Source organism: Sphingomonas sp. BK069, from assembly GCF_014193405.1.
Taxonomy (GTDB): domain Bacteria; phylum Pseudomonadota; class Alphaproteobacteria; order Sphingomonadales; family Sphingomonadaceae; genus Sphingomonas.
The window spans coordinates 1-23,944 of record NZ_JACHZH010000019.1; the positions used below are offsets into that span (position 1 = coordinate 1).

General features: G+C 64.0%; 19 protein-coding genes and 1 pseudogene. 12 read left to right on the forward strand and 8 right to left on the reverse strand.

Translation table 11 applies throughout. The features are described 5' to 3' along the window. A pseudogene (locus FHY02_RS22770) lies at positions 1-227 on the reverse strand (acyl-CoA dehydrogenase); the annotation flags it as partial. Next, positions 224-1,261 (reverse strand): glycosyltransferase, encoded by a 1,038-nt coding sequence (locus FHY02_RS22270; RefSeq protein ID WP_183926503.1) that lies wholly within the window; start codon positions 1,259-1,261, stop codon positions 224-226. The gene FHY02_RS22270 and the pseudogene FHY02_RS22770, both read right to left, overlap by 4 nt. Positions 1,262-1,609: 348 nt before the next feature. Here FHY02_RS22270 and FHY02_RS22275 point away from each other — a divergent pair, with 348 nt between their 5' ends. The 6 genes from FHY02_RS22275 to FHY02_RS22300 all read left to right on the forward strand — a co-directional run bounded on the left by FHY02_RS22275 (position 1,610) and on the right by FHY02_RS22300 (position 7,839). Next, positions 1,610-2,149: a GNAT family N-acetyltransferase gene (locus FHY02_RS22275; protein ID WP_183926505.1), complete on the forward strand. Its 540-nt coding sequence runs from the start codon at positions 1,610-1,612 to the stop codon at positions 2,147-2,149. Positions 2,150-2,380: 231 nt separating this feature from the next. Then, the gene (locus tag FHY02_RS22280) at positions 2,381-2,653 is read left to right on the forward strand and encodes a PadR family transcriptional regulator (protein ID WP_183926507.1); all 273 of its coding nucleotides are present in this window, start codon (positions 2,381-2,383) and stop codon (positions 2,651-2,653) included. Then, positions 2,650-3,294: a hypothetical protein gene (locus FHY02_RS22285; protein WP_183926508.1), complete on the forward strand. Its 645-nt coding sequence runs from the start codon at positions 2,650-2,652 to the stop codon at positions 3,292-3,294. Before FHY02_RS22280 ends, FHY02_RS22285 begins: the two co-directional genes overlap by 4 nt. Then, positions 3,294-4,397: an acyltransferase gene (locus tag FHY02_RS22290; RefSeq protein WP_183926510.1), complete on the forward strand. Its 1,104-nt coding sequence runs from the start codon at positions 3,294-3,296 to the stop codon at positions 4,395-4,397. Before FHY02_RS22285 ends, FHY02_RS22290 begins: the two co-directional genes overlap by 1 nt. 29 nt (positions 4,398-4,426) lie before the next feature. Further along, positions 4,427-6,928, forward strand: a complete 2,502-nt coding sequence (locus FHY02_RS22295) for a hypothetical protein (RefSeq protein ID WP_183926512.1) — start codon at positions 4,427-4,429, stop codon at positions 6,926-6,928. Positions 6,929-7,173: 245 nt separating this feature from the next. Beyond that, entirely contained in the window at positions 7,174-7,839 is a 666-nt protein-coding gene (locus FHY02_RS22300; RefSeq protein ID WP_183926515.1) for an HAD family hydrolase, read from the forward strand. Between the two features lie 225 nt (positions 7,840-8,064). Here the strand turns inward: FHY02_RS22300 and FHY02_RS22305 are convergent, their stop codons facing one another. Continuing rightward, complete coding sequence (locus tag FHY02_RS22305) at positions 8,065-8,442, reverse strand: hypothetical protein (protein ID WP_183926517.1); 378 nt, start codon at positions 8,440-8,442, stop codon at positions 8,065-8,067. A gap of 257 nt (positions 8,443-8,699) precedes the next feature. Between FHY02_RS22305 and FHY02_RS22310 the strand changes: the two genes are divergently transcribed. Genes FHY02_RS22310 through FHY02_RS22320 form a run of 3 tightly spaced genes read left to right on the forward strand, consistent with a single transcriptional unit; the run spans position 8,700 to position 13,035 of the window. Continuing rightward, positions 8,700-10,985 (forward strand): TonB-dependent receptor, encoded by a 2,286-nt coding sequence (locus FHY02_RS22310; protein WP_183926519.1) that lies wholly within the window; start codon positions 8,700-8,702, stop codon positions 10,983-10,985. Next, positions 10,982-11,545, forward strand: a complete 564-nt coding sequence (locus FHY02_RS22315; RefSeq protein WP_183926521.1) for a hypothetical protein — start codon at positions 10,982-10,984, stop codon at positions 11,543-11,545. The genes FHY02_RS22310 and FHY02_RS22315 overlap by 4 nt, the downstream gene beginning before the upstream one ends. Further along, positions 11,542-13,035, forward strand: a complete 1,494-nt coding sequence (locus FHY02_RS22320; RefSeq protein WP_183926523.1) for a PepSY domain-containing protein — start codon at positions 11,542-11,544, stop codon at positions 13,033-13,035. The genes FHY02_RS22315 and FHY02_RS22320 overlap by 4 nt, the downstream gene beginning before the upstream one ends. A gap of 796 nt (positions 13,036-13,831) precedes the next feature. Here the strand turns inward: FHY02_RS22320 and FHY02_RS23510 are convergent. The 3 genes from FHY02_RS23510 to FHY02_RS22335 all read right to left on the reverse strand — a co-directional run bounded on the left by FHY02_RS23510 (position 13,832) and on the right by FHY02_RS22335 (position 15,790). After that, the gene (locus FHY02_RS23510) at positions 13,832-14,005 is read right to left on the reverse strand and encodes a type II toxin-antitoxin system RelE/ParE family toxin (protein ID WP_183926550.1); all 174 of its coding nucleotides are present in this window, start codon (positions 14,003-14,005) and stop codon (positions 13,832-13,834) included. A gap of 376 nt (positions 14,006-14,381) precedes the next feature. Then, positions 14,382-15,056, reverse strand: coding sequence for an RES family NAD+ phosphorylase (locus FHY02_RS22330; RefSeq protein WP_183926525.1), 675 nt, complete (start codon positions 15,054-15,056; stop codon positions 14,382-14,384). Then, positions 15,056-15,790 (reverse strand): hypothetical protein, encoded by a 735-nt coding sequence (locus tag FHY02_RS22335; protein ID WP_183926528.1) that lies wholly within the window; start codon positions 15,788-15,790, stop codon positions 15,056-15,058. Before FHY02_RS22335 ends, FHY02_RS22330 begins: the two co-directional genes overlap by 1 nt. Positions 15,791-16,283: 493 nt before the next feature. Here FHY02_RS22335 and FHY02_RS22340 point away from each other — a divergent pair, with 493 nt between their 5' ends. After that, complete coding sequence (locus tag FHY02_RS22340; protein WP_183926530.1) at positions 16,284-17,183, forward strand: alpha/beta fold hydrolase; 900 nt, start codon at positions 16,284-16,286, stop codon at positions 17,181-17,183. A 182-nt stretch (positions 17,184-17,365) separates the two neighbouring features. Here the strand turns inward: FHY02_RS22340 and FHY02_RS22345 are convergent, their stop codons facing one another. Then, complete coding sequence (locus FHY02_RS22345) at positions 17,366-18,424, reverse strand: AraC family transcriptional regulator (RefSeq protein WP_260173088.1); 1,059 nt, start codon at positions 18,422-18,424, stop codon at positions 17,366-17,368. Between FHY02_RS22345 and FHY02_RS22350 the strand changes: the two genes are divergently transcribed. Beyond that, entirely contained in the window at positions 18,414-19,160 is a 747-nt protein-coding gene (locus tag FHY02_RS22350) for an SDR family oxidoreductase (RefSeq protein ID WP_183926532.1), read from the forward strand. The two genes, FHY02_RS22345 and FHY02_RS22350, sit on opposite strands and share 11 nt — an antisense overlap. A gap of 498 nt (positions 19,161-19,658) precedes the next feature. On the opposite strand, the gene FHY02_RS22355 is transcribed toward FHY02_RS22350, so the two are convergent. Next, on the reverse strand, positions 19,659-21,011 hold the full coding sequence (locus tag FHY02_RS22355; RefSeq protein WP_260173087.1) for a methyl-accepting chemotaxis protein: 1,353 nt from the start codon (positions 21,009-21,011) through the stop codon (positions 19,659-19,661). Between the two features lie 507 nt (positions 21,012-21,518). Here FHY02_RS22355 and FHY02_RS22360 point away from each other — a divergent pair. Continuing rightward, a complete protein-coding gene (locus FHY02_RS22360) occupies positions 21,519-23,855 on the forward strand; it encodes an EAL domain-containing protein (RefSeq protein ID WP_311731916.1) in 2,337 nt (778 codons plus the stop codon). Positions 23,856-23,944 lie beyond the last annotated feature (89 nt).

The following is a 23,944-nucleotide window of genomic DNA, read 5'->3' on the forward strand; positions in this document are numbered from 1 at the left end:
CCAGCGACCGCCGCGGCCGCGCGGGCACGCTGTGCCGCATCGCCGTAGCGGTGGATGATCTGCGACGCGTCGACATGCCCCTCCAGCAGTCGCCCAAGCGGCAGGTCGGCTCGGCCGACGTCGTAGAGAAGGCGGAGTAAGCGCAGCAGCGTATCGGCATCGGCGGGATCCGCGAGGCCGGGCAACAGCGTCGATCGGGCAGCCAGAGCGCGGCGCAGGTCGCTCATGCCGCGCGCCGCCCAGCGGTGATCGCTGCCAGCTCGGCCTCGGCGATCCCCAACGACACCCGCCGCATCCCACCCGGCGGGGTCGGCACGACCCGCATGGCAAAGGACTCTGCGTTGGGACAGTCGCGGGCGACGCCGACGAGATGGTCGATTGTCAGTCCGACGGCGACTGCCAGGCTAGCGAAGTCGGCCTTAGCAAAGGCCAGGCGTGCGACCCCGTGACCGCGGTACTGCCAAGCGGCGTCGCGAGGATCGGCTACGTCGATCGCCTCTCCATCGCGATCGAGCGTGCGAAGCGTGCCGGCTAATCCATGCGCGACGCGGCCGAGGCGGCGGTCTGAGGTGTGGACGACACACGTCGCATCGCGCCGCACGCGCAGACCCGCACGCGCCGCGTCGTCAACCAATCGTCCATCCTCTCCGTTCGCCAGCGGCTGGAAGCCGCCGAGGCTGCGGTAGCTGCCGACACGCAGCCCGAGGTTCGCGCCGCTCGCATAATGATGCGTTGGCTTTCCCTCCCAATCAACCGGATCGAGTGAGCGTCGCAGTGCGTGAAGCGCGTCGTAATAGGCCTCCAGGCGGTCCAGCAACGGGTTCGATCGAGTGACGGTCCGCACCACCTTTCCTGCCACTACATCAGCCTCGCTCAAGCCGGCCGCTATCGTCTGCAGCCAGTCGCGCGAAGGGATGCTATCCGCGTCCGTCGTGAGCAGTACGCCCTCGCCGTGCAGGCTGTGGTCGCCCAGCATCATGGCAAGGTGCCGTGCGCGGCCCGCGTTTGCGTCGGGTGCTGCCACCTCCTCGACGATCACCGGCATCGAGGCGTTGGCGGCATAGTCGCGCACCAAGGCGAGGCTTGCGTCATCGCAGCTATCGAGCAGCAGGCAAAGCCGAGGAGCAATGCCCACTCGCTCCAGCCGCTCTAAAGCGACAAAAAACTGCGGGAGCACCGCAGCTTCGTTGCGGACAGGCACACAGATGGCGAGCGGAAGCGCCTTTGCACGCGGCGCCGACCTAGGATTGATCTCGCTCACTTACCTGAATTAGCGGGATCGCGGACGCGTTACGTTGATCTTGATCAGGTTGTCAGGCCGCTTGCTCCGGCGGGCAGCAGAAGCAGCTCGGAGCACAACGCGGCGGCGCTGGAGCTCCTCTCAATCACGTGATCGAGCTAACTATAAGAGGGCATCTCGCCTTCCTCGCACATGACCCAAAACCGGTCGCTCCCGGCACCCTGAACGGCTCCCAACTTCGGACGCCCATTCATCGCGGTCGACACGCATGACACGCCGCAAAGCCGTCGGCCTGGTCGGCTCTTGGCAGGTTAGTTGCCTGTCTGCTCAGGGTTGCTCATCCCGCCGAAGCGGACGTATAGCTCGATAATGAGGCCGTCGACCTCCGTTCGCGCTGAGCGTTGCAACGACGCGCCGATGATTGCTGACGTGATAATCCGCGCGTACGCCGACGTCGCCTACAGCGATCGTCGCGAACACCTTATGGTTGAGCGATTGCGGCAAAGCGACGCGTTCATTCCCGAGCTCTCGCTTGTAGCGTGCTTCGAGGATCAAGCGGTTGGGCACATCCTCATGACGCGGGCTCACATCGTAAGTGATCGTTCGGCTGTGACGACGCTCGGACTCGCCCCCCTATCCGTCGTTCCTTCTTACCAAGGCTTAGGAGTAGGCAAGCAACTGGTTCGGACGGCGCATAAGAAGGCTGCCCAACTTGGATTCCAGAGCATCGTGCTGGTCGGCATACCCGACTACTACACGCAGTTTGGCTACCAACGATTGAGCCTGTATCCTGTTACCCTGCCGTTCGACGCGCCCGACGAAAACTGCATGATCGCTCCGCTCGTGCCGGGCGCACTCGATCACGTGACAGGTCGCGTCAAGTATGCGGAAGCGTGGTTGGATCACTGAACGTCTACAACTGGGCGCTTGCGGTCCCCGCCCATTCCAAGCGGAGAGCTCAGGCCTGTCCACCTTACCTATAAAGAACGGACGTTCCTTCATACGCCATCGAGAGCGCGTGGTGGCCCATGAACTTGCTGATAGCGGACGCCGACCACTGGTGAGGTCAGCGGGCTTGCAGTTGTAACTCTACATATGTATCAGCGCTGCATGGCTCGTTCTCGTCGTCCCTCACCGCAGATGAACGCGCTCCTGCTCGCGCTGCTCGGGCAGGCACCGGACTGGATACACGGCTACGAACTGATGAAGGTCACAGGGCTGAAATCAGGCTCGCTCTACCCGCTCCTCATGCGGATGACGGACCAGGGCTTGGTCGAGGCGGAATGGCGCGAGCCGATCGTGATGGGACGGCCGCCGCGTCACGCCTACCGACTGACCGCACAGGGGGTGGCGCTGGCGCGCGGTGCGACGAACGATCTCCCGCTGCCTCGTCTCCCGGCTCTCCCGGCATGAGCGCTTCGCTGTCGCGTATGGTGATGGCGGTGGCGACCGCGAGCCTGGGTCCGAATCGCCGTGGCTGGACGCTGGCGATGGAAGCCGAACTGGAAGAGGCGATGGCGGAAGGCCAAGGCCTTTCCTTCGCCGCTGGCTGCCTGTTGACGGCGTGGCGCGAACTGCCGGCCCACGTCGAAGGGCGACTCGTCCTGGCCAGCTACACCTTAGTGCTGGGATTGATCCTACCCGCGGCGGCGCTGCTGCTGGCCGGTGTGCTCGCCGGCTATCCTTACCTCTCCCCCTACTACGCCGACGCTATGGGCTCGTTCGCGGGAAGTCAGATGCTCATGCCTTGGCTGAACGCCGGCAACGCCGCCGCAATGCCGGCACTCACGCTGATCGTGTTGCTGCGTATCGCCAGCGACGTGCTGGCCGCATGGTTCGCGGCGGAGCGGGACTGGACGCGAACGGCTGCCGCACAGCGGTTCGGCGCGGCGACGACCCTCACGCTGGCTACGTCGGCTGGCCTGGTCCTACTCGACCCGACCTGCGCCTTGCTGCCCGTCCTCACCTTGGTGCTCGACGTGCTCGCCATTGCCCTGCTGCGTCGCTTGTACGGCGCGGCGGAACAGGATCACTCGGCGGGCCAGACGACGTGATGCGGCGAGGTGAAGGCGTCCTACAGATGCCACCTTCACCTACTCCCGCAGCGAAGCGCGACGCTTCCACGCCTCCCGACCTCTTCTACAATCTGCAGGCCCTTCGAGGCTATGCAGCGGTCAGCGTCGCCACCTTCCACTTCGCGCTGATCCCGGCCGCATCAGTGCCGTGGCCTTACGGCAGCTTCGGCGTCGACCTGTTCTTCGTGCTCAGCGGCTTCATCATCGCGTGGAGCACCAGGGACGGGCACCACGGCTTTCTGATGCACCGTGCGATCAGGGTCCTGCCGGCTTACTGGATCGCGACCGGCCTGTTTGGCGTGATCGTACTCATCGCCATGCCCACTGAGGCCGCGCTCGGCTGGCTCGGCCGATCGCTGCTGTTCCTGAACGGCGCGGACGGCCGGCCGCCCCTCCTCTTCGTCGGCTGGACGCTGGTCTATGAGCTGGTCTTCTATCTGCTGTACGCCGGCGCGCTGCGCGCTGGGCCACGCCGCGCGCCGTTCCTCGCTATCGCAGCATTGCTCGTGCTGGCGTTTGGTGGACGGCTGATCGGCTTGGCCCCGCGTGACTGGCCATTGCTGATCGAGTTCGCCTTCGGTCTGGCGATCTTCCTGTGGGTCGATCGGCGACGCACGCCTTTTCCGCCTGGCGCGGCTCTGGCACTGGTGCTCGTAACAGCTGCGCTACTCTACCTGTTGGAACCCGGCCTACACGGGCGAAACGGCGGCGCTGCCGACCAGATCCGGGTGGCGGCGCTCGGTCTGCCTGCCGCGGCGGTCGTGCTGGGGCTGGTGCAGCTCGAGCGCGCAGGGTTCACGCTGCGGAGCCGACCCGTCCTCGCGCTGGGTGCAGCTTCCTATGCCGTGTATCTGCTTCACCCCCTCGTCTTCTCCTTCGTGCTGCCCTTCGCGCCCGGGTCAAACGCCCTGCGCTTCGTCATCTTCATCCTTCTGCTGGCGATCACCATCGGCGTGTCGTTGGCGTTCCGCGCCTGGATCGAGGTGCCGATGCTCCGCTTCATGCGGCGCCGCCTGATCGGACTCGCGCCACCGCCGAGCCGGGAGACGGCGAACGGACCGTCGCCGACGGAGGGTATGTGAGGCGATACCGGACGGCATCCCTCCTGGCGGTGAGCTGGGTCGGGTCCCACGCGACCGATACCTTCGCGCAGGAGGTAGCTTCCGAGCGGCCGGCTGCCACCATTGACGCAGCACCGGACATCGTCGTCGTGGGCCGCCGCGGCTCGGCCGTCACCGACATCGCCCCACTCGCGGAACTGGACGCAGACGCTATCGCCGCGCTCGGCGCGCAGAGCCTGGACGAGGTGAACCGCGCCATCCAGGGCCAGACTCGCGCCGCCGACGGATCAGCGCCGATCCTTCTGCTCAACGCGCAACGCGTTTCGGGTTATCAGGAGATCCAGTCGCTCCCGCCCGAGGCGATCGAGAAGATCGAGATCCTGCCTGAGCCGGCAGCGCTGCGGTACGGCTTTCCACCGTCGCGACGCGTGGTGAACTACATCACGAAGCGGCGCTTCACGCAGGTGGAAGCGCGCACGGCGCTGGGATCGACGCTGCCGACCGGGCGCGGGACGATCAATGCTCGCACGGGCTACACCCGCCTGCGCGACGACGCGCGGCTGACCGCCAATCTGGACTATACCCGCTCCGATCCGCTCTACTGGTTCGATCGCAGGCTTCAGCCCGATCCCGACGTTCCATTCGACGCACTGGGGAACGTCACCGGCCTCGGCGGGGATGCGATCGACCCGGCCCTCTCCACGCTGGCGGGAAGCCCTGTCACAATCGCGCCGGTCCCGGCCGACGCTGGGGCCCGCGGCACACTCGCGGGCTATGCTGCGGCGGCCAATCGCCCGCGCCTGTTCGATTATGGACGCACCCTCACGCTCGCGCCCGCCAATGACACGATCAAAGGCGAGGCGGTTTTGGGCGCTCGTGTCGGCACGACACTCGGCGCATCGCTGTCGCTGTCGCTTGAGCACAGCCGCGATCGCTCGCTGGCGGGACCGGCTTCCGCCTCGCTGATCGTTCCGCCGAGCGGCGGCTACTTGCCCTTCGCTGGGCCGGTAGTGCTGAACCGCTTCCTCACCGAAGCGACTCCGCTCCATGTGTCCGAGGGGCGCACCACGCTCGCGGTCGGCGCGACGCTGCGCGGCGCCCTCGCAGGCTGGCAGTGGGACGCGACTGTCGCGCTGAACCAGACCATCCAGAACGGTGTGACCGAGCGGGCGATCGACCTATCCGGCGCGCAGGCCGCGCTCGCCGGGGGAGCTGATCCCTTCGGGCCGCTGAGCTCCGCCCTGCTCGCGAAGCGGCTGTCCGATAAAACCTGGCAGCGTACTCGCACGCTCGCGGCCAAGCTCGTCGCCAGCGACGATCCCTTCCGCCTGCCCGCCGGCCGCGCGACCGTCACCGCCACATTGGAGGCAACGCGGTTGTCCGCCGCCTCCTCGCTGCGCGGCGTTGACACCTTTGACCTCCGGCTGAAGCGGGATCAAGCCGAGGCCGGTCTGGCGCTGAACCTGCCGCTGACCTCCCGCGCCAACAACGTGCTGGCGGCGATCGGAGACGTGTCGGCGAACGCGTCGGTCAACGTCCGCCAGGTCGAGGGCTTCGGTACCCTGTCCGACTACACGTTCGGGCTCGCCTGGACGCCTGTCCTGGGACTGCAACTGATCGGCTCGCTGCGCCGCAGCCGAGCGGCGCCTGATCTGACGCAGCTATCCGCCCCGCCGCGTACGCTCGAGAACGCGCCGCTGTTCGATCTCGCCAGCGGCCGCACCACGGTCGTGACGCTGTCGCGGCGCGGCAATCCCGCCCTTCTGCCCGAGCGCCGCACGGTGCAGTCGCTGGCCCTGACCTGGAAGCCGTGGCAGAAAAGCGAGCTGAGACTGGGAGCGTCGTACGAGGCGACGCAGATCCGCGACCAGACCGGCGTGCTGGTGACGCTCACGCCGCGGGCCGAGGCGTTGGTACCAGACCTATTCATCCGCGATGCCGGTGGGCACCTACGCTCGGTGACCTTTCGCCCGATCAACTTCGATCTAGAGCGCCAGCGCAAGCTGCAGCTGACGCTGACCTCGAGCGGCCGGATTGGCAGGCCCCCCCCGACGTCAAGCGAGGGCGCGACCGCGCCCGCCGACGAGCGGCCGAGCTACTATCTCGGGTTGGTCCCGAGCTACGCCTTCGAAGACCGGCTGCGGCTCCGCCAAGGTGCCTTCTTCCTGGACCTGCTGAGCGGCGACACGATCGGGAGCTACGCGCCGCGCCTCTCGGGCTATGCTTATGCCGGGGCCAACAAGCGCGGCTACGGCGGGACGCTCGGCCTCTACTACGGCGGCGAACGCCTCATCCGCGGCGATGATCGGCTCAATGACCTGCGTTTCGCCTCCATCTTCCAGGTCGCCCTCTCCGCCTATGTGCCGGTCTCCGGCCTCCTCCCCGGCCGAGACTGGGCGCAACACCTGCAACTACGGCTGGAAGGCGCCAACCTCCTCGACTCCCGACAGCAGGTGCGGAACGGCAGCGGGACTACCCCCAGCCGGTACCAGACCGATTTGATCGACCCGCTCGGAAGGACCGTCACCGTGTCACTTCGAAAGCGGTTCTGAGGAGACAACCTCCGACGATCGGGTGAGACCCACCTTTCATCATTCACCGGCATTTTGGTCTTCTCCGAACCTGGACCATCGTTCAGCGCTGCGGGCGACGCGGACGGTGTTCAGATCGACATCGTCATCGGCGCGTGAACGTAAAGTCCGAGGCATAGCGAACGCAGCAGTTTACAATGGGCTACCTCGTGGTGCCGTTCGCTGTTCGCCGCGCGTTGCAGCGTCAACTCAGGAGCGATGACACCATGGCCATCAAGGCAGTCCTATTCGATATCGACGGCACTCTCGTGGACAGTAACGACTATCACGTTGAGGCTTGGCAGGCGGTATTCAACCGGACCGGCGCGACGTTCGATGATCGGGCGGTTCATGATCAGATCGGAAAAGGCACCGACATGCTGGTGCCGACTCTGCTCCCCGACACAGACGAGGCCGAACAGGAGAGGATGGGCGAGGAGCACGGGCGGATATTCAAGTCGAAGTACCTCGAGAGGGTGACCCCTTTCGCCGACGCCAGGGACCTCCTTGTGAAGGTCAAGGATAGCGGCCGGCAGGTCGTGCTGGCGTCCTCCGCGTCATCGGAAGAGCTCGAGCATTACGTCGCGCTGCTGGATGCCGGTGAGATCGTCAGCGTCTCGACCACGTCGGACGACGTCGAGAGAACCAAGCCTGCCCCCGACATTTTCGCCACCGCTCTCAAGAAGCTTTCGTCGCTCGACGCCAGCGAGGTGATCGTCGTAGGTGACACGCCATACGACATCGAAGCGGCTGCTAGGTGCGGCATCGCAGCCGTTGGCGTCCGATCGGGCAAGTTCAATGACCAGGCGCTCCGGGATGCCGGCGCTGTAGCGCTGTACGACGACGTCGCTGCCCTGCTAGCTGATTTCGACGCTTCGCCGTTGAACGGCTGACGATCCGTGCTGGGCACGTGACCGGGGCAGCGACGACGTCCGGATCATGGCCCGGCTGTGGGCGCTTGCGGCCCTCTCGTGCCGAGGCGACCCACAATCGGTCACTCAGACGCCCCTCCGCGCTTCTCAACTTCGGCCGCTCATTCATCACGCCGCTCGAGCCTCCCGAGCGCTTGGCGCAGCGATTCGGCTGGCCGGATTGGCTGGATTGCGGCCATTCGCACTTTACGAGAAATTGGGGAGCAGGTTCGAGAAGCAGGCGAGACCGGCAACCAGGTGCACTGCCGCGACAAAGAAGACGGCTCGATCGGTTTTCACAGTCACGGTTCGGCCAACCAGCGCACCGTACAGCGGGAACTGGAGCAACCCCGCGCCCATAGCGACAGGCCCAATCTCTCCCTCAAGCCGCGTGAGCAGCATAGAGAAAGGGAACAGCACTCGTGCCGCGACGTAGGAGCCGTGTCCGGTGCCACCAGACATGATGGCTGCTAGGATTGCGGGAGCGGCGATGACGGCGCCTATGCCGGCTCCCGTCAATGAACCGAGCCTGGTCCGTCCGGCTATCGAGTTGGTTTGATGCATCGGCGCAAATTGCTCCACCACGTCGATGTCCGCAACTGGGCGATTGAAGCCCCTTCCCTCTCGTACCGAGGATCCAGAATCGGACATTCGCCGCCTCGTTTTAGCTCTCCAACTTCTGCCATCCATTCATGTTGGTAGGTTGGGAGGTGCTGAACCTCAGCCAGCCCACGGCCCCGCCAGCTTCCAAACCGGACGGGCCGGCAGATTTGCCTTTTTAGATAGTTTGCTATTGATTCGCATTACGGTCGTTCGTAGCGCTCTCGAATAAAGGGGCTACAATGAGACTGATCGCTTACCTACTCTGCACCGGCACTTTGATCACTGCGACACCCTGCCTTGCGCAGGAGGTGCCCGCCTCGACGCAGGATACGCAACCGGATGACATCATCGTCACCGGCGAGAAGGCGAACCGGACGCTTCAGGAAACGACGACCAGCGTCGCGGTCACGACCCCTGAGCGCATCCGACAGGAGAACATCCTGACGATCCAGGACGTCTACAATCGCACCGCCAACGTCTCCGAGACATACGGCGCTGCCGGCTTCACCATCCGCGGCATCAACAATCAAGGCGTAGGTGCGGGCGGCAATGCAGATACTGCGACCGTGTACGTGGACGGGGCGCCCATCCCTCGCCAGGCATTGTTCGGTGGTCCCACCGACCTCTGGGACATTGATCAGGTTGAAATCCTGCGCGGGCCACAATCTACTATTCAAGGCTTGAACGCGCTGGCCGGCGCCATCGTGCTGACGACCCGCGATGCCTCCGTCACCGACTATAGCGCTGACGGCCGTATTCTGTGGACAGACCACAACGATCGCACCTTCTCGGCCGCGGCAGGCGGCCCGCTGATCCGCGATGAGCTGGGCATCCGCCTGTCGGCCGAACGTCGCGCTGATCGCGGCATCATCCGCAACGTCACGCGAGGCGGTTACGACGACAGCCTGCGCACGCTTAACCTGCGCGGCAAGCTCCACTGGACGCCGCAAGCGCTGCCTGGTCTCGACGTGAAGGCAAGCTATAATCGCGTCCGGCGCGATGGCGGCTATCTGTACGAATATACCAACCTCACGACGCCCGACTTCTACGATCACCGCCGCGCAACCGGCGACCAGCCCAACCTCGGCCACATCCGCTCCGATATCGCAGTGCTGAACGTCGGCTACGAAATCGCCCCCCGTCTGCGATTGTCGAGCGTCACCTCGTTCAATCGCACCGCGACGCTGGCCCAGACCGATGCGGACGACACGGCCGCCGACTTGCAATTCATCAGCAACGATAGCCGCTACCGGACGTGGACGCAGGAACTCCGCCTCAACTATGACGGCGAGCGGCTGAGCGGCGTGCTGGGGGCCTGGGCCTATCGGCGCTCCGGCGGGCTCGATGCCAACAACCGCCTGAACATCGCGACGCCTGTCACCACCATCGTTGGACTATTGCAAAGCGGCGGTTTTCCAGCCGCCGCTGCGAGGCAGATCGCGACGGCCTATGCCACCGCGCTGCCGCAGATACCGGTCCGCTACATTGCCGATCAGCCCTTGCTTGTGAAGAATGCCGCGCTGTTCGGCGATGGTCGCCTGCGCGTGACCGATCGCCTCTCGCTGCTTGCCGGCTTCCGCTACGATCACGAGGACAACCGCTATGGTGCGGAGACGATCGCCACCTTCAACGGTACACTACCGAGCCCGGCCGCGTTCGGCGCGGCTGGCACGCCGCTCAACCTGGCGGTGACCGCGATCAACCGCGGCGTGCTCGGCCTAGTCGCACAAGCAGCATCGGCGCGGGCCAGCAACGCCCGCAGCTTCGACGCCTTCCTACCGAAGGCCGGCGTTAGCATGGAGTGGACGCCTGATCTGACCACCGCCTTCACCGTGCAGCGCGCCTATCGCTCGGGCGGGTCCAGCCAGAACCCGGCGCGCGCGACGCTGGTCGCCTATGATCCGGAATATAGCTGGAACTACGAGGGATCACTGCGCTCGCGCTGGCTGGACGGCAGCCTGACGATCAATGCCAATGTCTTCTACGTCGATTGGAAGGATCAGCAGACGACCGCCTTCTTCGGTCTCAACGCCTACGACTACAACACGGTGAACGCCGGCAAGTCGCACCTCTATGGCGGGGAGCTGGAGGTGCAGGACCGCCTCAATCGCATGTTCGACGCTTATGCCTCGGCTGGCTACGTCCGGACCAAGTACGATCGCTTCGATCTGCCCGCAGGCTCGACCAGCACGGTCAACCTGGCCGGTTCGCAATTTCCCTATGCGCCCCGCTGGACGCTGGCGGCCGGGATCAACGGCCGCGTCGGTGCCATCGTCGGCAACGTCAACGCCAACTATCGCGGCGCCGTTTTTACCGATGTCGGGACCGCGCAGAACCAGGCACGCGTGTCCGGCCGCACGGTGGTGAACGCCCGGCTCGGCTATGATGCCGGTCGCTGGACGGTGTTCGCCTTCGCGCGGAACCTGCTGGACGAGGACTACCTCCAGTACCGCACCCCCGACGGTCTTCGCGCCATCGTCGGCGATCCGCAGACGTTCGGTGCCGGGCTGGAACTGCATCTGTGACAGCCCTGGCCGCGCTCGTCGCCGTCATCGGTGGACTGGCCGGTGCCGCGATACTGCGGCGCGCATGGGCGGATCGGCAGCGTGAGCGTGCCGGCCTGATCGCGGGCGGATGGGCGGTGCTCGCGGGCACCGTCCTGCTTGATGCGGCGTGGGCCGGCTGGGTCAAGGGAAGCGCGCTTGCCGTGGCCGGGATCGGTCTGGCTGCGTTAATCGTCGTGATCCAGGGGCGAACAGTCCGGGCAGCGCGTGCAGGGCGAAGCGCGAGCCTTGCGCCCGAGCCGCTTGAAGGGCCATCGAAGGCGTGGCGCGGTTGGCTGAAGGCGTTGCTGGCAGGGCCACTCGGCATGACGGCCGCCATGGGGATCGCGTTCTGCTACGCGACCTGGGCACCTGGCGACCCACGAACCCGGATCATTATCGGCGGTCTGCTGATGCCGATCGTCTGGGCGCTTGCCATGACCTGGACGCTCGCCGATCAGCGGCTCCTCCGCTCGCTGGCGGTGCTCTTGGGAACGACCGTCGCCGGCTTCACTCTGGCGGCTATACGGGGCCTGGTATGAACAACGCCGTCAAACAGGATGCGCCGCGTGGCTGGCCGTTGTCGCCGGGCACCGTGCGGGCGGTGCTGAGCGGACACGGCATCCTTGGCCTCGCCTTCGCCGCGATCATCTACCTCGTCTGCCTGACGGGCACGCTGGCCGTCTTCGCCCACGACATAGCGCAGTGGGAGCAGCCCAATGCGCCCTCGATCACGGCGTTTGCGCCAAGTGCGCTCGACCGAGCCGTCCGATCCGCGCAGGCGAATGGACCGGCTCACGCCACGCTGTACGTCTCGCTGCCCTCAATGGAGGAGGCAAAGGCCAGCATCATCGCCTACACTCCGGCACTACACCGCGAATGGGTGGCGGACCGGAACGGCAACCTGACCGAGCGGCGCACTCCCATCGCTGACTTCCTTGTCGATCTGCATGTCGCGCTGCACCTGCCGCGCGCCTGGGGCGGTTTCATCGTCGGCTTGACCGGCGTTGCGCTGCTCTCGTCGCTGATATCCGGCATTCTCGCGCATCCGCGCATCTTCAAGGATGCCTTCCATCTGCGACGGGGTGGCGCGCGGCGGTTGCAGGAAGCGGACATGCACAACCGCCTCGGCATCTGGGCGCTACCCTTCCATGTCGCGATCGCGCTGACCGGCGCGTTGCTGGGGCTAAGCACGCTGATCGTCGGCGTCCTGGCCATGCTCCTCTATCGGGGCGACACGGCGAAAGTCTACGGACTATTCACGGAAGCGCCGCCCGCCCTCAACGCCGTGGCGGCACCCCTGCCGCCGCTTGATCCAATACTGGCAGAGGCGCAGCGTCGCAGCGGTGGCGCAACACCACACCAGCTCATCATCGAGCGCACGGGGCGTGCCGATGCCCGCGTCACCGTTTCCTCGGAACGTGATCGTCTACTGGTGCCGCAGGATACGACCATCTTCGACGTGAGGGGCAGGGTCGTGAAGGCCCAGCATCCGGCCGACCTCGTGCTGGGAACCAGGATGCTGGGGGGGATCGGCCAGCTTCATTTCGGATGGTTCGGCGGTCTGCCCGTGCGGTTGCTCTACGGTTTGCTGGGGCTGGCGCTCTGCATTGTCACGTCAAGCGGCGTGACGATCTGGCTTGCGCGACGTCGCGATCGGGGCCGCGCTGTGCCGCTCTGGCAGCGTCTTTGGATTGGCATCGCATGGGGGCAACCACTGGCCTTGGCGCTGGTGGGAATCATCGGGCTGATCGCTCCTGCGCACGACGGCCTTTTGATCTGGGTCTGGATGGCGACAACGGCGGGCTCGCTCATCATCGTCGGCACCGCCAAAGGGTTTGATGCGTCGAGCGGAGTTGTGCGAGTTCGCTACCTGGTCGCAGCCAGCACCCTTGCTCTTGCATTGGTCTACCTACTCACCCGGCACATCCACATGTCGGGGATGGCGGTGGAGCTTGCGCTGCTGGTCGGTGCTGGTCTGATGTTTCAGAAGCCGGCTAAACCGCGGCAGGAAAGGCGAACCGCTGGGTGACAGCGGCTTACCATGCCACTTCCATCTGCATCCGGGTTGATGCCTTGACGTCGGGAGTGGTTCTGACACGACCCAACACCGGTCACTCAGGTCCACCCGGCGCCCTCCCAACATCGGAAGCTTGTTCATCTCGCCGCTCGAGCCAGCGACGTGTTCAAGGCACCTAAAAGCAGGAGATTGCGGCTTAGAGCACTCTGGCAGCAAGCCTCAGCTTGGGGTAGCCATACCCAATGACGCTTTCTTTAGTCTATTTCTGGATGTCGGCGGCGATCTCAACCGTTCCGGCGGAAGCGGTTACAGCGCCGAAATGCCCGACTGTCGCGGGTTGGCAGCTAGCGAGGCAGCAGCCTCCACCGCACAAACCGTATTTCGAGCCAGTTTGGAATACCGCGATACAGCTTCGCTCCGGCGCTTGGCGGTGGAACGGAACCGTGATTTCCGAAGCGAAGACGCTAGACTATTTGCGTCAAACCGCCACCATGACGCCAGTTCCGCTTACCCTTATGTCCTTCTCACCGCATTTCAACTGCGCTGCGAAGAGACGCCTTCAAAGCCGCATCGCCGCAATCACTCATTGTGGACGAGACGAAAAGCCGTGCATGGAGGGTACCGAGTCCGAGTATCGCGCGACACGCCGCCGCTGATAAGGAAAACTGGAGAGTCATGACTAGGGCGCTGAGGCTGCGCAGGACGTTCGAACCTGCCACAGAGATCCTCAGCGCTAGCCCAGCTGCGCGCCCACTGTGTGGTCCTGACGGCTTCGCCACAGCTCCTCAGCAAGCCCTCGATCAGCCCTTCACACCAGATCCAGATGCTCGGCGTAATCCATCGCGCCGTGGAGGATCGTCAGAATGGTCACAGCTTCCGGATCGACCCGGTAGAAAACGAGGTAGTCGCCGCGGACAAGATGCTGGACGCCCTGGCGCTCAAAGCGCGGCTGAGCCTTCCTTGCGCGTCGAGGCCGGGCCAGGCTTCGGCGCTATCGAGGAAGGCGACCACGACTTCTTCGAAGGCAAAGGAGATGGCCCGAAGCGAAAGGTCGGGACGACGCACTTCGTGCAGCTATGGCAGCGAGCGCTTGACGGCTGGCGCCCAGCGCGCGTGTTCAGCTACTCGCATCGAAACACTCCCTGACTGCGAATTATCCTGATCAAGGACAGACCGTCCTCTACTATCCTGTGCTGAGACCCACTTTCGGACGTTCAGGATGACGTGCCCGCCTCCCGGGTTCGGTCATTCGTTCATCTAATGCGCAGAGTCCCGCATCGCGCACCGCGGCAATATCTGATCTGTGCAAGAAGCCAAGACCTTCAAACCGGTGTCACCGCGACGCGAAAACTAGGTCGTCAGATCGTCTCGTAATCAATGGAGAGCGAGCGCGCGAGCGCAGCGATCTCGTCGTGACAGGGGCTGTCCGCCACACGACGGCGCGCGACCGCTTCCAGCGCATTGTCCGGAACGCGATCTCCGAACAGAATAAGGGCGCGGTCATCGCCATATTGGAAGGACGTGTAGGAGATCCCCTGCGCATCAGGGCAGGAGGCATGGATTTTCTCGGCCCAGGCGCGCGTTTCCGGATAGCTGCTCTTCGGGCCGGCAAGGAGGGCATTGTTTTCCACGCCGACCCGGCGCTGGCCAGCGATTGTTAGATCGACAAGCTTGAGAGGCTGAGTCGTGCGCAACTCGCTATGCGCGTAGTCCTTGAAATCGTCGGGACTAACGATCTGCAGGGTGGGCATGCCGGTCTTAGGATCAGTAGGCAATGCATCCGGCGAGCGCAGGATGATTTCACACGTCGCGCACTCGAAAGTTTCTGCCGCATAGATCGTCGGAATTACATCATCTGCGGCATCACGGATTGGCGAGAAGCGCGCGTCACCCTTGTTAGTCGGATTATATTCGTCGGACCCATAGATTTCCGGATGGATCCGGTGGAGCAGCGTGTCGGCCTGCAAGTCGATGTAACGCTCTTTTCCGACACGCATCGTGGCGGGATTCGGGATTGTAATCGAGATCGACATCAGCCGTGGACCGCCGGCTCAATCTCCCGTTCAAAGGCCGCAACGACGCCATCGGGATCGCTGCCAAGCATCGCCTCCGGAGCCCCTTCAAAATCGACATGCGGGCGAGTCAGCCAATAGAGCAGGCGGAAGTCGCTCCAGGACTCGGGCTTCATCTCGATCAGACGCGAGATCACGGGGTAAGTACGCCGGCTCTCCACGTCAAACTGGAAGAACGGATAGGCGGCACGGCCCTCGATCGAGAAGCGCAATACCTCGCCCCGCTCTTCCTTACGCCGCATCGTCGCAGATGGATTCGACTTCGACAGGCCGAGCAGTTCGCACGCCTCCGTCTGATCGATCATCGATGTGCTCGAAAGAATCCGCTCCTGAAGCCGCGCTCGGTTTAGCGCGGATTGAATGGCGGGATCGTCGGACCTTACTAAGCTCTCACGCAGTATGACCCGATAGGCACCGACCAAGTGATCAATCTCTAAGGCGAATGCGCGCTTGAAAAGGCGCTCGGCGGCTTGCGCAAGCGCAATCCGCGTCGCTTTGGTCACCGCCTTACCCCTCCCGCCTGCCTTATCTAGCTCCTGCACCCCATCGATATCGACAATGTCACGAATCGTCACATTGACTGCGACCAAGCCGGTGCTTTCCGCTGTCATGTGCTGGTCCGAATAGAAGGCACGAGCCGGCTTCCCCGTTCGGCCTTCGGGCTGTCGGGAGCGTTCAACGACGTTAGCGACCATATCACGAATCCTAGTTTTGCTAACTCTGGAACGGAATATAGCGCTTATAGCTACCATTTCCACCCTCATGGTGGAGCGTGGGTGACCCAAAGAGCGATTCCGATTGCCATCCCCTCTGCCGGGCGGTGGAAAGCTAGCTTTCCGAATCGCGGATCTGAACAAGCCGACGTTCGCGATCTTCCTGCCGAATGCCGTGAATTCGCTCGACAACCGGCCGGAGGTCGATCGTTGCGACGACTCAGAAGCGGTCGCTCGCCACGTGCTCTCCGACCTTCGACCCATTAGCGGTCACTCCTGGCGCCCTACCCGTCACTCAACTTCGGTCAAGCATTCATCTCGGCGGCTTGAACGAGGACGCGTTACAAAGCCGTCGGCTTGGTCGAGCTTTGGCAGAGACGCCAACCCACAGCTGTCGGTGACGTTAGCCTTGAAGCAGACGTTGTGATCCGCCCGCAAGCCAGTCTACATCGGCGTTCCTGGTCGGGAGGCTCGCATGCGCGCTCTGTTCATCGCAACGCTGCTGCTTTGCATAGCCTCTGGAGCGTCCGGCGTAGTCGCTGCGGCCCAGGAGAAGTCCATCGACGGGCGCTTTGATGTCGGCGGCCGTTTCATCCGCCTCTCGTGCAAGGGCACGGGAAGACCGACGGTGGTGGTTGACGCTGGGATGGGAACAGCGCCGGTCGAGGATGCGGGCTGGCGGGCGATAGCGGCGCAAGTGGAGCCGGTAACGCGTGTCTGCCTGTATGATCGGGCGGGCCTTGGGCAGAGCGATCCGGCTCAGCCTGGTCCGCGATCCAGCCTGAATGCTGCTCACGACCTGCATGCCGCATTGTCAGCAGCAGGGGTGCCGCGGCCTTATCTTCTTGTCGGCCATTCAGTCGGTGGGCTACATGCGCAGGTATTCGCGGCGCAGTACCCGGCCGACACGGCCGGGCTAGTGCTGGTGTCAACAACTCATCCTGACCAGTTCTCGACCTGGTTGGCCCTTTTGCCCGCCTCCGCGCCGGGCGAGGAGAAGGCCGTGACCGAGGCTCGTTCGTTTCTCACCAGCGTGCAAACGGATCCGACCAGGAACGAGGAGCGACTTGACATGCATGCGAGCGCGCTGGAGGCGCACCAGCTTACCTCGCTCGGGAGAAAGCCGGTGGTCGTGCTGACGCATAGCCCTCGCTTCCGCATGATACCCGGGCTGTCTGAACCGATCGCCGTCCGATTGGAGGACGCGACCCAGCGAATGCAGCGACAGTTCCTCTCGCTCTCGACCAACGCGCGCCAGAATGTCGCAGAGCGGGCGGGCCACGGTCTGCCGCATGAAGCGCCGGCCTTTGTCGTGGATGGCATTCTGCAAGGAGTCGCTGCCGTTCGGGGGCATCCACTCCGCCGACGAGATTAAGTGGCGACGCCTTGGCATGTTCATGCAGGCCGACAGCTTTACGTCTGATCCAGTTTTGTGGGTTTCGGCCGACCGCTTGCGGCGGCTCCTTCTCCAATCGCGAATGGTCGTGGTTGAGCGCTAACGGCCGCTCTCCTCTAGTGGCGAGGACCCAGAACCAGCCATTCAGCGCGTCGTTCTCGCTACCCAAAAGCGGACACTGGTTCATGCTGGCGCAGCGGGTCGCTTGCAGGCTCGCTCTCGATCAGCTTTCGTCGTGCGTACATGGTCGGCGTGGCACCGACATGCCGCGAGAAAGCGACACTGAAGGTGCTAGCGGAGCTGTAGCCGACCTCCCGGGCGATCTCGGCGATGGCGAGCTTACCCTGTTCAAGCAGTCGCTTCGCGAGGACCATCCGCCAGTGGAGGAGATACTCCATCGGCGCCATGCCGACTGCACGCCGAAAGCGCTCGAAAAAGGCCGAGCGCGACATTGCTGCGGTCTTGGCTAGCCCAGGCACGTCCCAGGAAGCGCTCGGTTGATCGTGGATAGCACGGATCGCTGCCGCGACCTTCTCATCACTCAGCCCACGCAGGATGCCCGAAGGGTGATGCGGACCGGTGGAGCGGAGCGCCTCGATGAACAACACCTCCATAAGCCGGGCGAGCACCACGTCACGCCCTGCCCGTCCGCCGCGCGACTCCTCAACCGCCAATTGTATTAGAGTGGTAAGGCGCGGCTCACCCCGCGCGTGGATCATCGAGGGCAGGAGTGATACGAGCAACCCGGCATCTGGTGACCCGAAGACGCAGGAGCCGACCAACATGCGGACGCTGGGCTCACCGCGCTGATCGCCGAGGCGGAAGACGTTTGGCCGGATCTCCACCGGCAGGCTGTCGCGACCCGATGACGGCATGTCGCTCAAGCTGGACGAGGTGAAGTCATAGGCGGCGGGGATCAGCACGAAGTCGCCGCTCTCGATCGGGAGCGGCGCATGCCCGACAATGTCGAGCCGCACGGCGCCTTCGAGCGCGGCGAAGAAAAAGGCGCGGCCATCCGCCACCCTGCGGACTCGCCACGTCCCTGCCGCCTCGACGAACTTGGCGAACGACAGGTCGGGTTGGAGCACGCCGACGACCTGCGCGAGAGGATCGATCAACTTCGGACGCTCGCCAAACAGATGCGGACGCACAAGCGTAGCAGATCCCAGCGTTAACGCCATCTGTGCCGTGCCAACGACAGGAGCTTTCATGCCGACCATATTGATCACCGGGTGCTCTTCGGGCTTCGGGCTTGAAGTCGCTCGACACTTCGCGGCGCGCGACTGGGACGTGATCGCGACGATGCGGAACCCGAGGGAGGATGTGCTGCCCGCGTCAGCGCGCCTACGCGTTCTGCCCCTCGACGTGACGGATGCCGGGAGTATAGCGCGCGTGGTCGCCGAGGCTGGACCAATCGACGCTCTCGTCAACAACGCCGGCATCGGCTTCCTCAACGCGCTGGAAGGCACACCGATCGACACGGCGCGTCACATCTTCGAGACCAACACGCTCGGCACAATCGCGATGATGCAGGCGGTGCTGCCGCAGATGCGAGAACGGCGCGACGGTGTCGTCGTCAACGTGACCTCGTCGGTGACCTATCGACCGCTGCCGCTATTGTCCGTCTACACCGCGAGCAAGGCGGCGGTGAACGCCTTCTCCGACAGCGTCGCGCTGGAGCTCGAACCCTTCAACGTTCGCGTCCGGGTCGTGCTGCCAGGCCGCGCGCCGACGACGCGCTTCGGTGATAACGCCCGCGCCGCCATGACCGGCGGCTTCCCCAAACCGTATATGCCGCTGGTCGAGCAGGTGATGGCTGGCTGGCAGCAGGACACAGGGCCGACCACCTCATCTGAGGACGTCGCCGAGGCGGTTTGGCGCGCGGTGACCGACGAGGGGGGCCGCGCGCACTTGCCAGCAGGTGCCGACGCGGTCGCTTGGTCACAGGCGAGCTAAAGTAACTAGGCGGGCTCGCACCTTTGCGGGCCCGCTCACCAGTCCGCGCGCGACACCCGTCACGCACAACTCCTCATGACGCGCGTGACGGTCATAAAGACCCTGCTGATGACATCGGCTGCGGGCTTGGCGCTCTTCAGCCTTGGGGCAATCCAGTAAGCCAGCCCTGACCACTGGCCTGCGAGGATGGTGAAATGTGAGTGGCTGCGCTGATCGAACGGCTTTTACCGGGAACACAGATTGCCAACTATCCTAGTCTCGCCGCTCCCAGCACCCTCCCCGCTCCTCACGAGACCCAGAAGCGGTCATTCGGCGTCCCAGATTCCTGTACCAAGTTCGGTCATTCGTTCAGCTCGCAGCGTTCACGCTGTTCCTTCGGTGTCGCTGCTGCTGCTACCGCACAGGCCATGTCTGGCGATAAATGTTGATTCCGCCGCGCGTAGTGGATGAGCCCTCGCGTTCATACGACGGCGCCCTGTTTCGGCTGGCAGCCTGGCGCTACGCCACTGCGCGCATACTCGCCCGCTCAGTTAGGCTTCGATGAGGGGAACGTGAGTCGGTGAGCGATCGTGCAGCTTCGAGGCGAAAGCGAGATACCTCTTGTACGAGGGCGTCGGCGTCGGATGCCAGCGTCCGGGTAGCGGCGGTTGCCTGATCGACCATAGCGGCGTTCTGCTGCGTCACGCCGTCCATTTCGGTGATGGCGGTGCTCACCTGCTGCAGGCCGACAGCTTGGCGCTCCGCTGATCCGGCGATCTCGGACACGATCGTGCTGATTTCGCCGACACGCCCTATGATGCCGTGAAGGGCCTCTCCTGTTGCACTCACGAACTTGGCGCCCGCCTCCACCTGCTCGCTGGAAGCGAGAATACGCGCCTTGACGTCCTTGGCGGCGTCAGCCGAGCGCTGCGCTAGCGCCCGCACCTCCGATGCCACAACTGCGAAGCCTTTCCCGGCATCGCCGGCACGGGCGGCTTCGACCCCGGCATTGAGCGCGAGCAGGTTGGTCTGGAAGGCGATCCCATCGATCACGCTGATGATCTCGGAAATCTCTCCGGAGGTACGCTCGATGCCGTTCATGGCAGTGACCGCGCGCAGCATTACGTCACCTGAGCGCTGGGCCTCATCCTGTGCGTGGCTGACGAGTGCGTTCGCGCGCGCCGCACCAGTAGCGGTCTGGCGGACCGTGGAGGTGATTTCCTCCATCGCTGCGGCGGTTTCCTCCAACGCGGCGGCCTGTTGTTCGGTGCGACGCGAGAGGTCGTCAGACGCCTGCCGGATATCCCTGGCGCCGCTGTTGATGCCGCTAGCGACAGTTGTGACCGTCGCTAGCGTGGCAGCGACCGCTTCGAGCGCCGTGTTGAAGTCTCGGCGCAGATCTTCGTACTGCGGTGCGAGCGACACCTCGAGACGTTGTGACAGGTCGCTTGCGGCGAGGCGCTTGAGCCCCGAGCTGAGCTCGTTGACAGTGAGATCCGACGCTGCGCCAGCGACACGGATCGTCTCCGCATTGTCGCGGAAAACGTGCATGGCGCGCGCCATGCGACCGACACAATCCCGGTGTTCCACGAAGGGGATCAGACTGCCAAGATCTCCCTCGGCGAGCGCCTCCATGCGTATCACCGTCGCGACATAAGGGTCGCTGATCAGCTTTCCGCTGTACCACGTCAGCAGCACAGGAAACGACGCGAGCGCACAGCCCAGAAGCATGATGCTCCATACTCCGGCGGACGGCGACATCGCCGCCATGTAGATCAGGCTTAGGCTCATTGCCGAGACCGTTAACTGGAACCCGACGATGATCCGGAACTTCAGCCGGATCGGAGCGTGATTTCTGAACCATGTGATCATTGAAGCTCTCCGTCCGAGACGGAGCGCTAACCAACGTATGTTAAAAAAAGCCTTCGACTTAGGTCTAATACGAGCTGTAGCTGACGACCGCGGCGTTCTCACCACCTCAAGAGCCCACGATTGTCCATTCACGCGGCGGGCACCACGACGGACGCCGGCAATGGCAGGCCGCTCACGAACCTGCATGCGCCGTTTACTCACCTCGCTGCACTCTTACAGGCACGGTGCCAAAGCAGACAGCGGAGATGCTCGATCCAAGCAAAGACCCACTCTCTCCGTCAGCGAAAGCTTTGAGGTAAGGTTCGGTGGAGACGGCATTGTAGGAGCGCACGAGTCGCATCGGTGCTAGCTTCGGCCTGTTTAGCCGTGCGCTCCGGCATTTGATCGGTGTTAAGATTCCGGTCGTAGGCTGTTCAAATGAGTCTCCTTACGACCATCGCGCACTGCGTCGCACAGAGCCATGACCATCTGCTGGTGGTTCTAGCGGCGCTAGTGTGTGGGGTTGGCGTGTACGCCACCTTCGCCATCGCCCGCCACGCGGCTCGCGCCGAGGGCGTTCCACGTCGGCGCTGGGCGCTGGTGAGTGTTGTGGCGGGTGGGTGCACCGCTTGGGCGACTCACTTCATCGTGCTGTTGGCCTTCAAGCCCGGCATCGACGCCGCCTTCGATCCATCAGGCACCGTTGTGTCGCTTGCCTGCGCGATCGTAGGCATTGGCGCAGGTATCTTGGTGTCAATGGGTTCGCGACGCAGTTCACGCCAGTTCGTCGCCGGCGTGGTCATCGGCGTGGGCATCGCAGGGCTGCACTACATCGGCCAGTCGGCCTACCTGGTGCGCGGCAGCGTCTCATGGAACCTGCCTCTGGTTCTGGCGTCGGTGCTGGTCGGTGTGCCCGTCATGGGCCTAGGCATGATGACGTTGTCTCACCGCCGTCGTCGTTTTCGTCGAGCGGCGCCCCCACTGCTGCTGCTCTCAATCGCCATCTTACACTTCTGCGGCATGTCCGCCATGACGCTGCATGGCGACAGCGGCGTCATCTTTCCTTCCAACGCCATGTCACCGTCGACCGTCGCTCCGTGGGTTGCGGGCGTCTCCACGGCGCTGCTCACGCTCGCGGTCGTCGGCTGGCGTTTCGACTTGGCCGCGAAGGCGAGATGGCGCCAGGATCAACGGCGCCTCCGCGAGCTCGCCGACGTGGCTTTGGAAGGTCTGCTGATCTGCCGCGGCGACGAGGTCATCACCGCCAACCAGAGTATCGAACGCCTGTCCGACTACAGCGCCGGCACGCTTGCCGGATTTTCACTGAGTAAGTTACTCCCGGGCGTGGACTTCGAAAGCATGCCCGAGCGTGAGGAGCGTGAGACTCAGCTTCTTACCGCAGGCGACGGTATGATCCCTGTTCGCGTGCTGCGCTCGCAGGTGGCCCTCGGGCACAAAGTGCAGACGGTGATCGCCGTCCGGGACCAGCGCGAGCGCCTACGTACCGAGGCACGCATGCGGACGCTCGCGTTCAACGACGCTTTGACCGGCGTGGCCAATCGCACCCGCTTCTTCGATCTTCTCTCCATCCACGCGGCCTCCCGCCGGTCAAGCGACCAATCCTTCGCCGTGCTGATGATTGACCTCGATCGCTTCAAGCCAATCAACGATACGTTGGGGCATGCGGCGGGCGACACGATCCTGCGGATGGTGGCGGAGCGACTGCAATCCGCCCTTCGCGATGGCGACGTGCTGGCGCGACTCGGTGGTGATGAGTTTGCGATCCTCCAGGTCTCCACGGATCACCTCGATTCAGTCGCCATCCTGGCTCAACGGTTGGTGCAGACGATCGGCGGACGGCCATTCACCTATCTCGGCCAGGCACTACACCTCGGCGCAAGCGTCGGCTTCGCTTGGGCGCCGCACGACGGCGACGATCCCGCTGAGCTGTTACGCAACGCCGATCTGGCCCTCTACGCGGCGAAGTCAGACGGCCGCGCGACCTGGCGGCGGTATGATCCCCGATTGGACGAGGAGACTCAGGAGCGTTGCCGACTGGAAATCGGCCTACGTCACGCCATCGACGCCGGAGAGCTCGAGCTGCACTATCAGCCGTTGATGAACGCGAAGAGCGGCGAGATCACTGGTGCAGAGGCGTTGGTGCGGTGGAACCATCCGGAACGAGGTTTGATACCGCCAATCGACTTCATTGGCCTGGCCGAGGAAACGGGCCTTATTCTCCCGCTCGGCGATTGGGTACTAAGGACGGCCTGTGCGCAAGCGGCAACCTGGCCGGTGCACATCACCGTTGCGGTCAATCTGTCACCAGCGCAGTTCCGCGACCCGACCTTGGCATCCGTGATATTGTCGGCGCTCAGCTCGTCCGGTCTTGCGCCGAACCGGTTGGAATTGGAGATCACCGAGGGCGTTCTGCTCAACGACGAAGCGCGCACGCTGGCAACACTGGCTTGCCTGAAGGAAGCCGGTGTGCGGATCTCCATGGACGATTTCGGCACCGGTTATTCGTCGCTTAGCTACCTTCGCAAATTCCCGTTCGACAAAATCAAGATCGATCAGTCGTTCGTGCGTCAGGTCCCGGAAGACGCGGAGAGCGCGGCTATTATCCGCGCCATCATCACGATGAGCTCCTGCCTCGGCATAGCCACCACCGTGGAGGGCGTTGAGACAGGCGAGCAGCTTGCCTTCTCCGTGGCGGAGGGGTGTGACACGATCCAAGGATATCACATCAGCCGGCCCCTCAACGAAGCAGCGTTCCAGCGCGTGCTGGAAGTGACACAGCCGATCATGCCGACCACCCTCCGCAGGTATAACCATGAACTCAAAGATGCGCCTCCTGTCGCTTAGAGGATTAACTTGGTCAGCTTCGCATGAATGACCCAGCTTTGAGCCGCATCCACACACCGCCGAGGTGGGCAACACGAGCGAAGATCTTC

What these genes read in the sequence shown, in the direction of transcription:
- FHY02_RS22300 (WP_183926515.1), top strand. Translation starts at nt 7,174, where the DNA reads ATGGCCATCAAGGCAGTCCTATTCGATATCGACGGCACTCTCGTGGAC.
- FHY02_RS22280 (WP_183926507.1), top strand. Translation starts at nt 2,381, where the DNA reads ATGAACGCGCTCCTGCTCGCGCTGCTCGGGCAGGCACCGGACTGGATA.
- FHY02_RS22345 (WP_260173088.1), bottom strand. Translation starts at nt 18,424, where the DNA reads ATGGTCGGCATGAAAGCTCCTGTCGTTGGCACGGCACAGATGGCGTTA.
- FHY02_RS22310 (WP_183926519.1), top strand. Translation starts at nt 8,700, where the DNA reads ATGAGACTGATCGCTTACCTACTCTGCACCGGCACTTTGATCACTGCG.
- FHY02_RS22355 (WP_260173087.1), bottom strand. Translation starts at nt 21,011, where the DNA reads ATGATCACATGGTTCAGAAATCACGCTCCGATCCGGCTGAAGTTCCGG.
- FHY02_RS22330 (WP_183926525.1), bottom strand. Translation starts at nt 15,056, where the DNA reads ATGTCGATCTCGATTACAATCCCGAATCCCGCCACGATGCGTGTCGGA.
- FHY02_RS22290 (WP_183926510.1), top strand. Translation starts at nt 3,294, where the DNA reads ATGCGGCGAGGTGAAGGCGTCCTACAGATGCCACCTTCACCTACTCCC.
- FHY02_RS22335 (WP_183926528.1), bottom strand. Translation starts at nt 15,790, where the DNA reads ATGGTCGCTAACGTCGTTGAACGCTCCCGACAGCCCGAAGGCCGAACG.
- FHY02_RS22320 (WP_183926523.1), top strand. Translation starts at nt 11,542, where the DNA reads ATGAACAACGCCGTCAAACAGGATGCGCCGCGTGGCTGGCCGTTGTCG.
- FHY02_RS22350 (WP_183926532.1), top strand. Translation starts at nt 18,414, where the DNA reads ATGCCGACCATATTGATCACCGGGTGCTCTTCGGGCTTCGGGCTTGAA.
- FHY02_RS22340 (WP_183926530.1), top strand. Translation starts at nt 16,284, where the DNA reads ATGCGCGCTCTGTTCATCGCAACGCTGCTGCTTTGCATAGCCTCTGGA.
- FHY02_RS22285 (WP_183926508.1), top strand. Translation starts at nt 2,650, where the DNA reads ATGAGCGCTTCGCTGTCGCGTATGGTGATGGCGGTGGCGACCGCGAGC.
- FHY02_RS22275 (WP_183926505.1), top strand. Translation starts at nt 1,610, where the DNA reads ATGAGGCCGTCGACCTCCGTTCGCGCTGAGCGTTGCAACGACGCGCCG.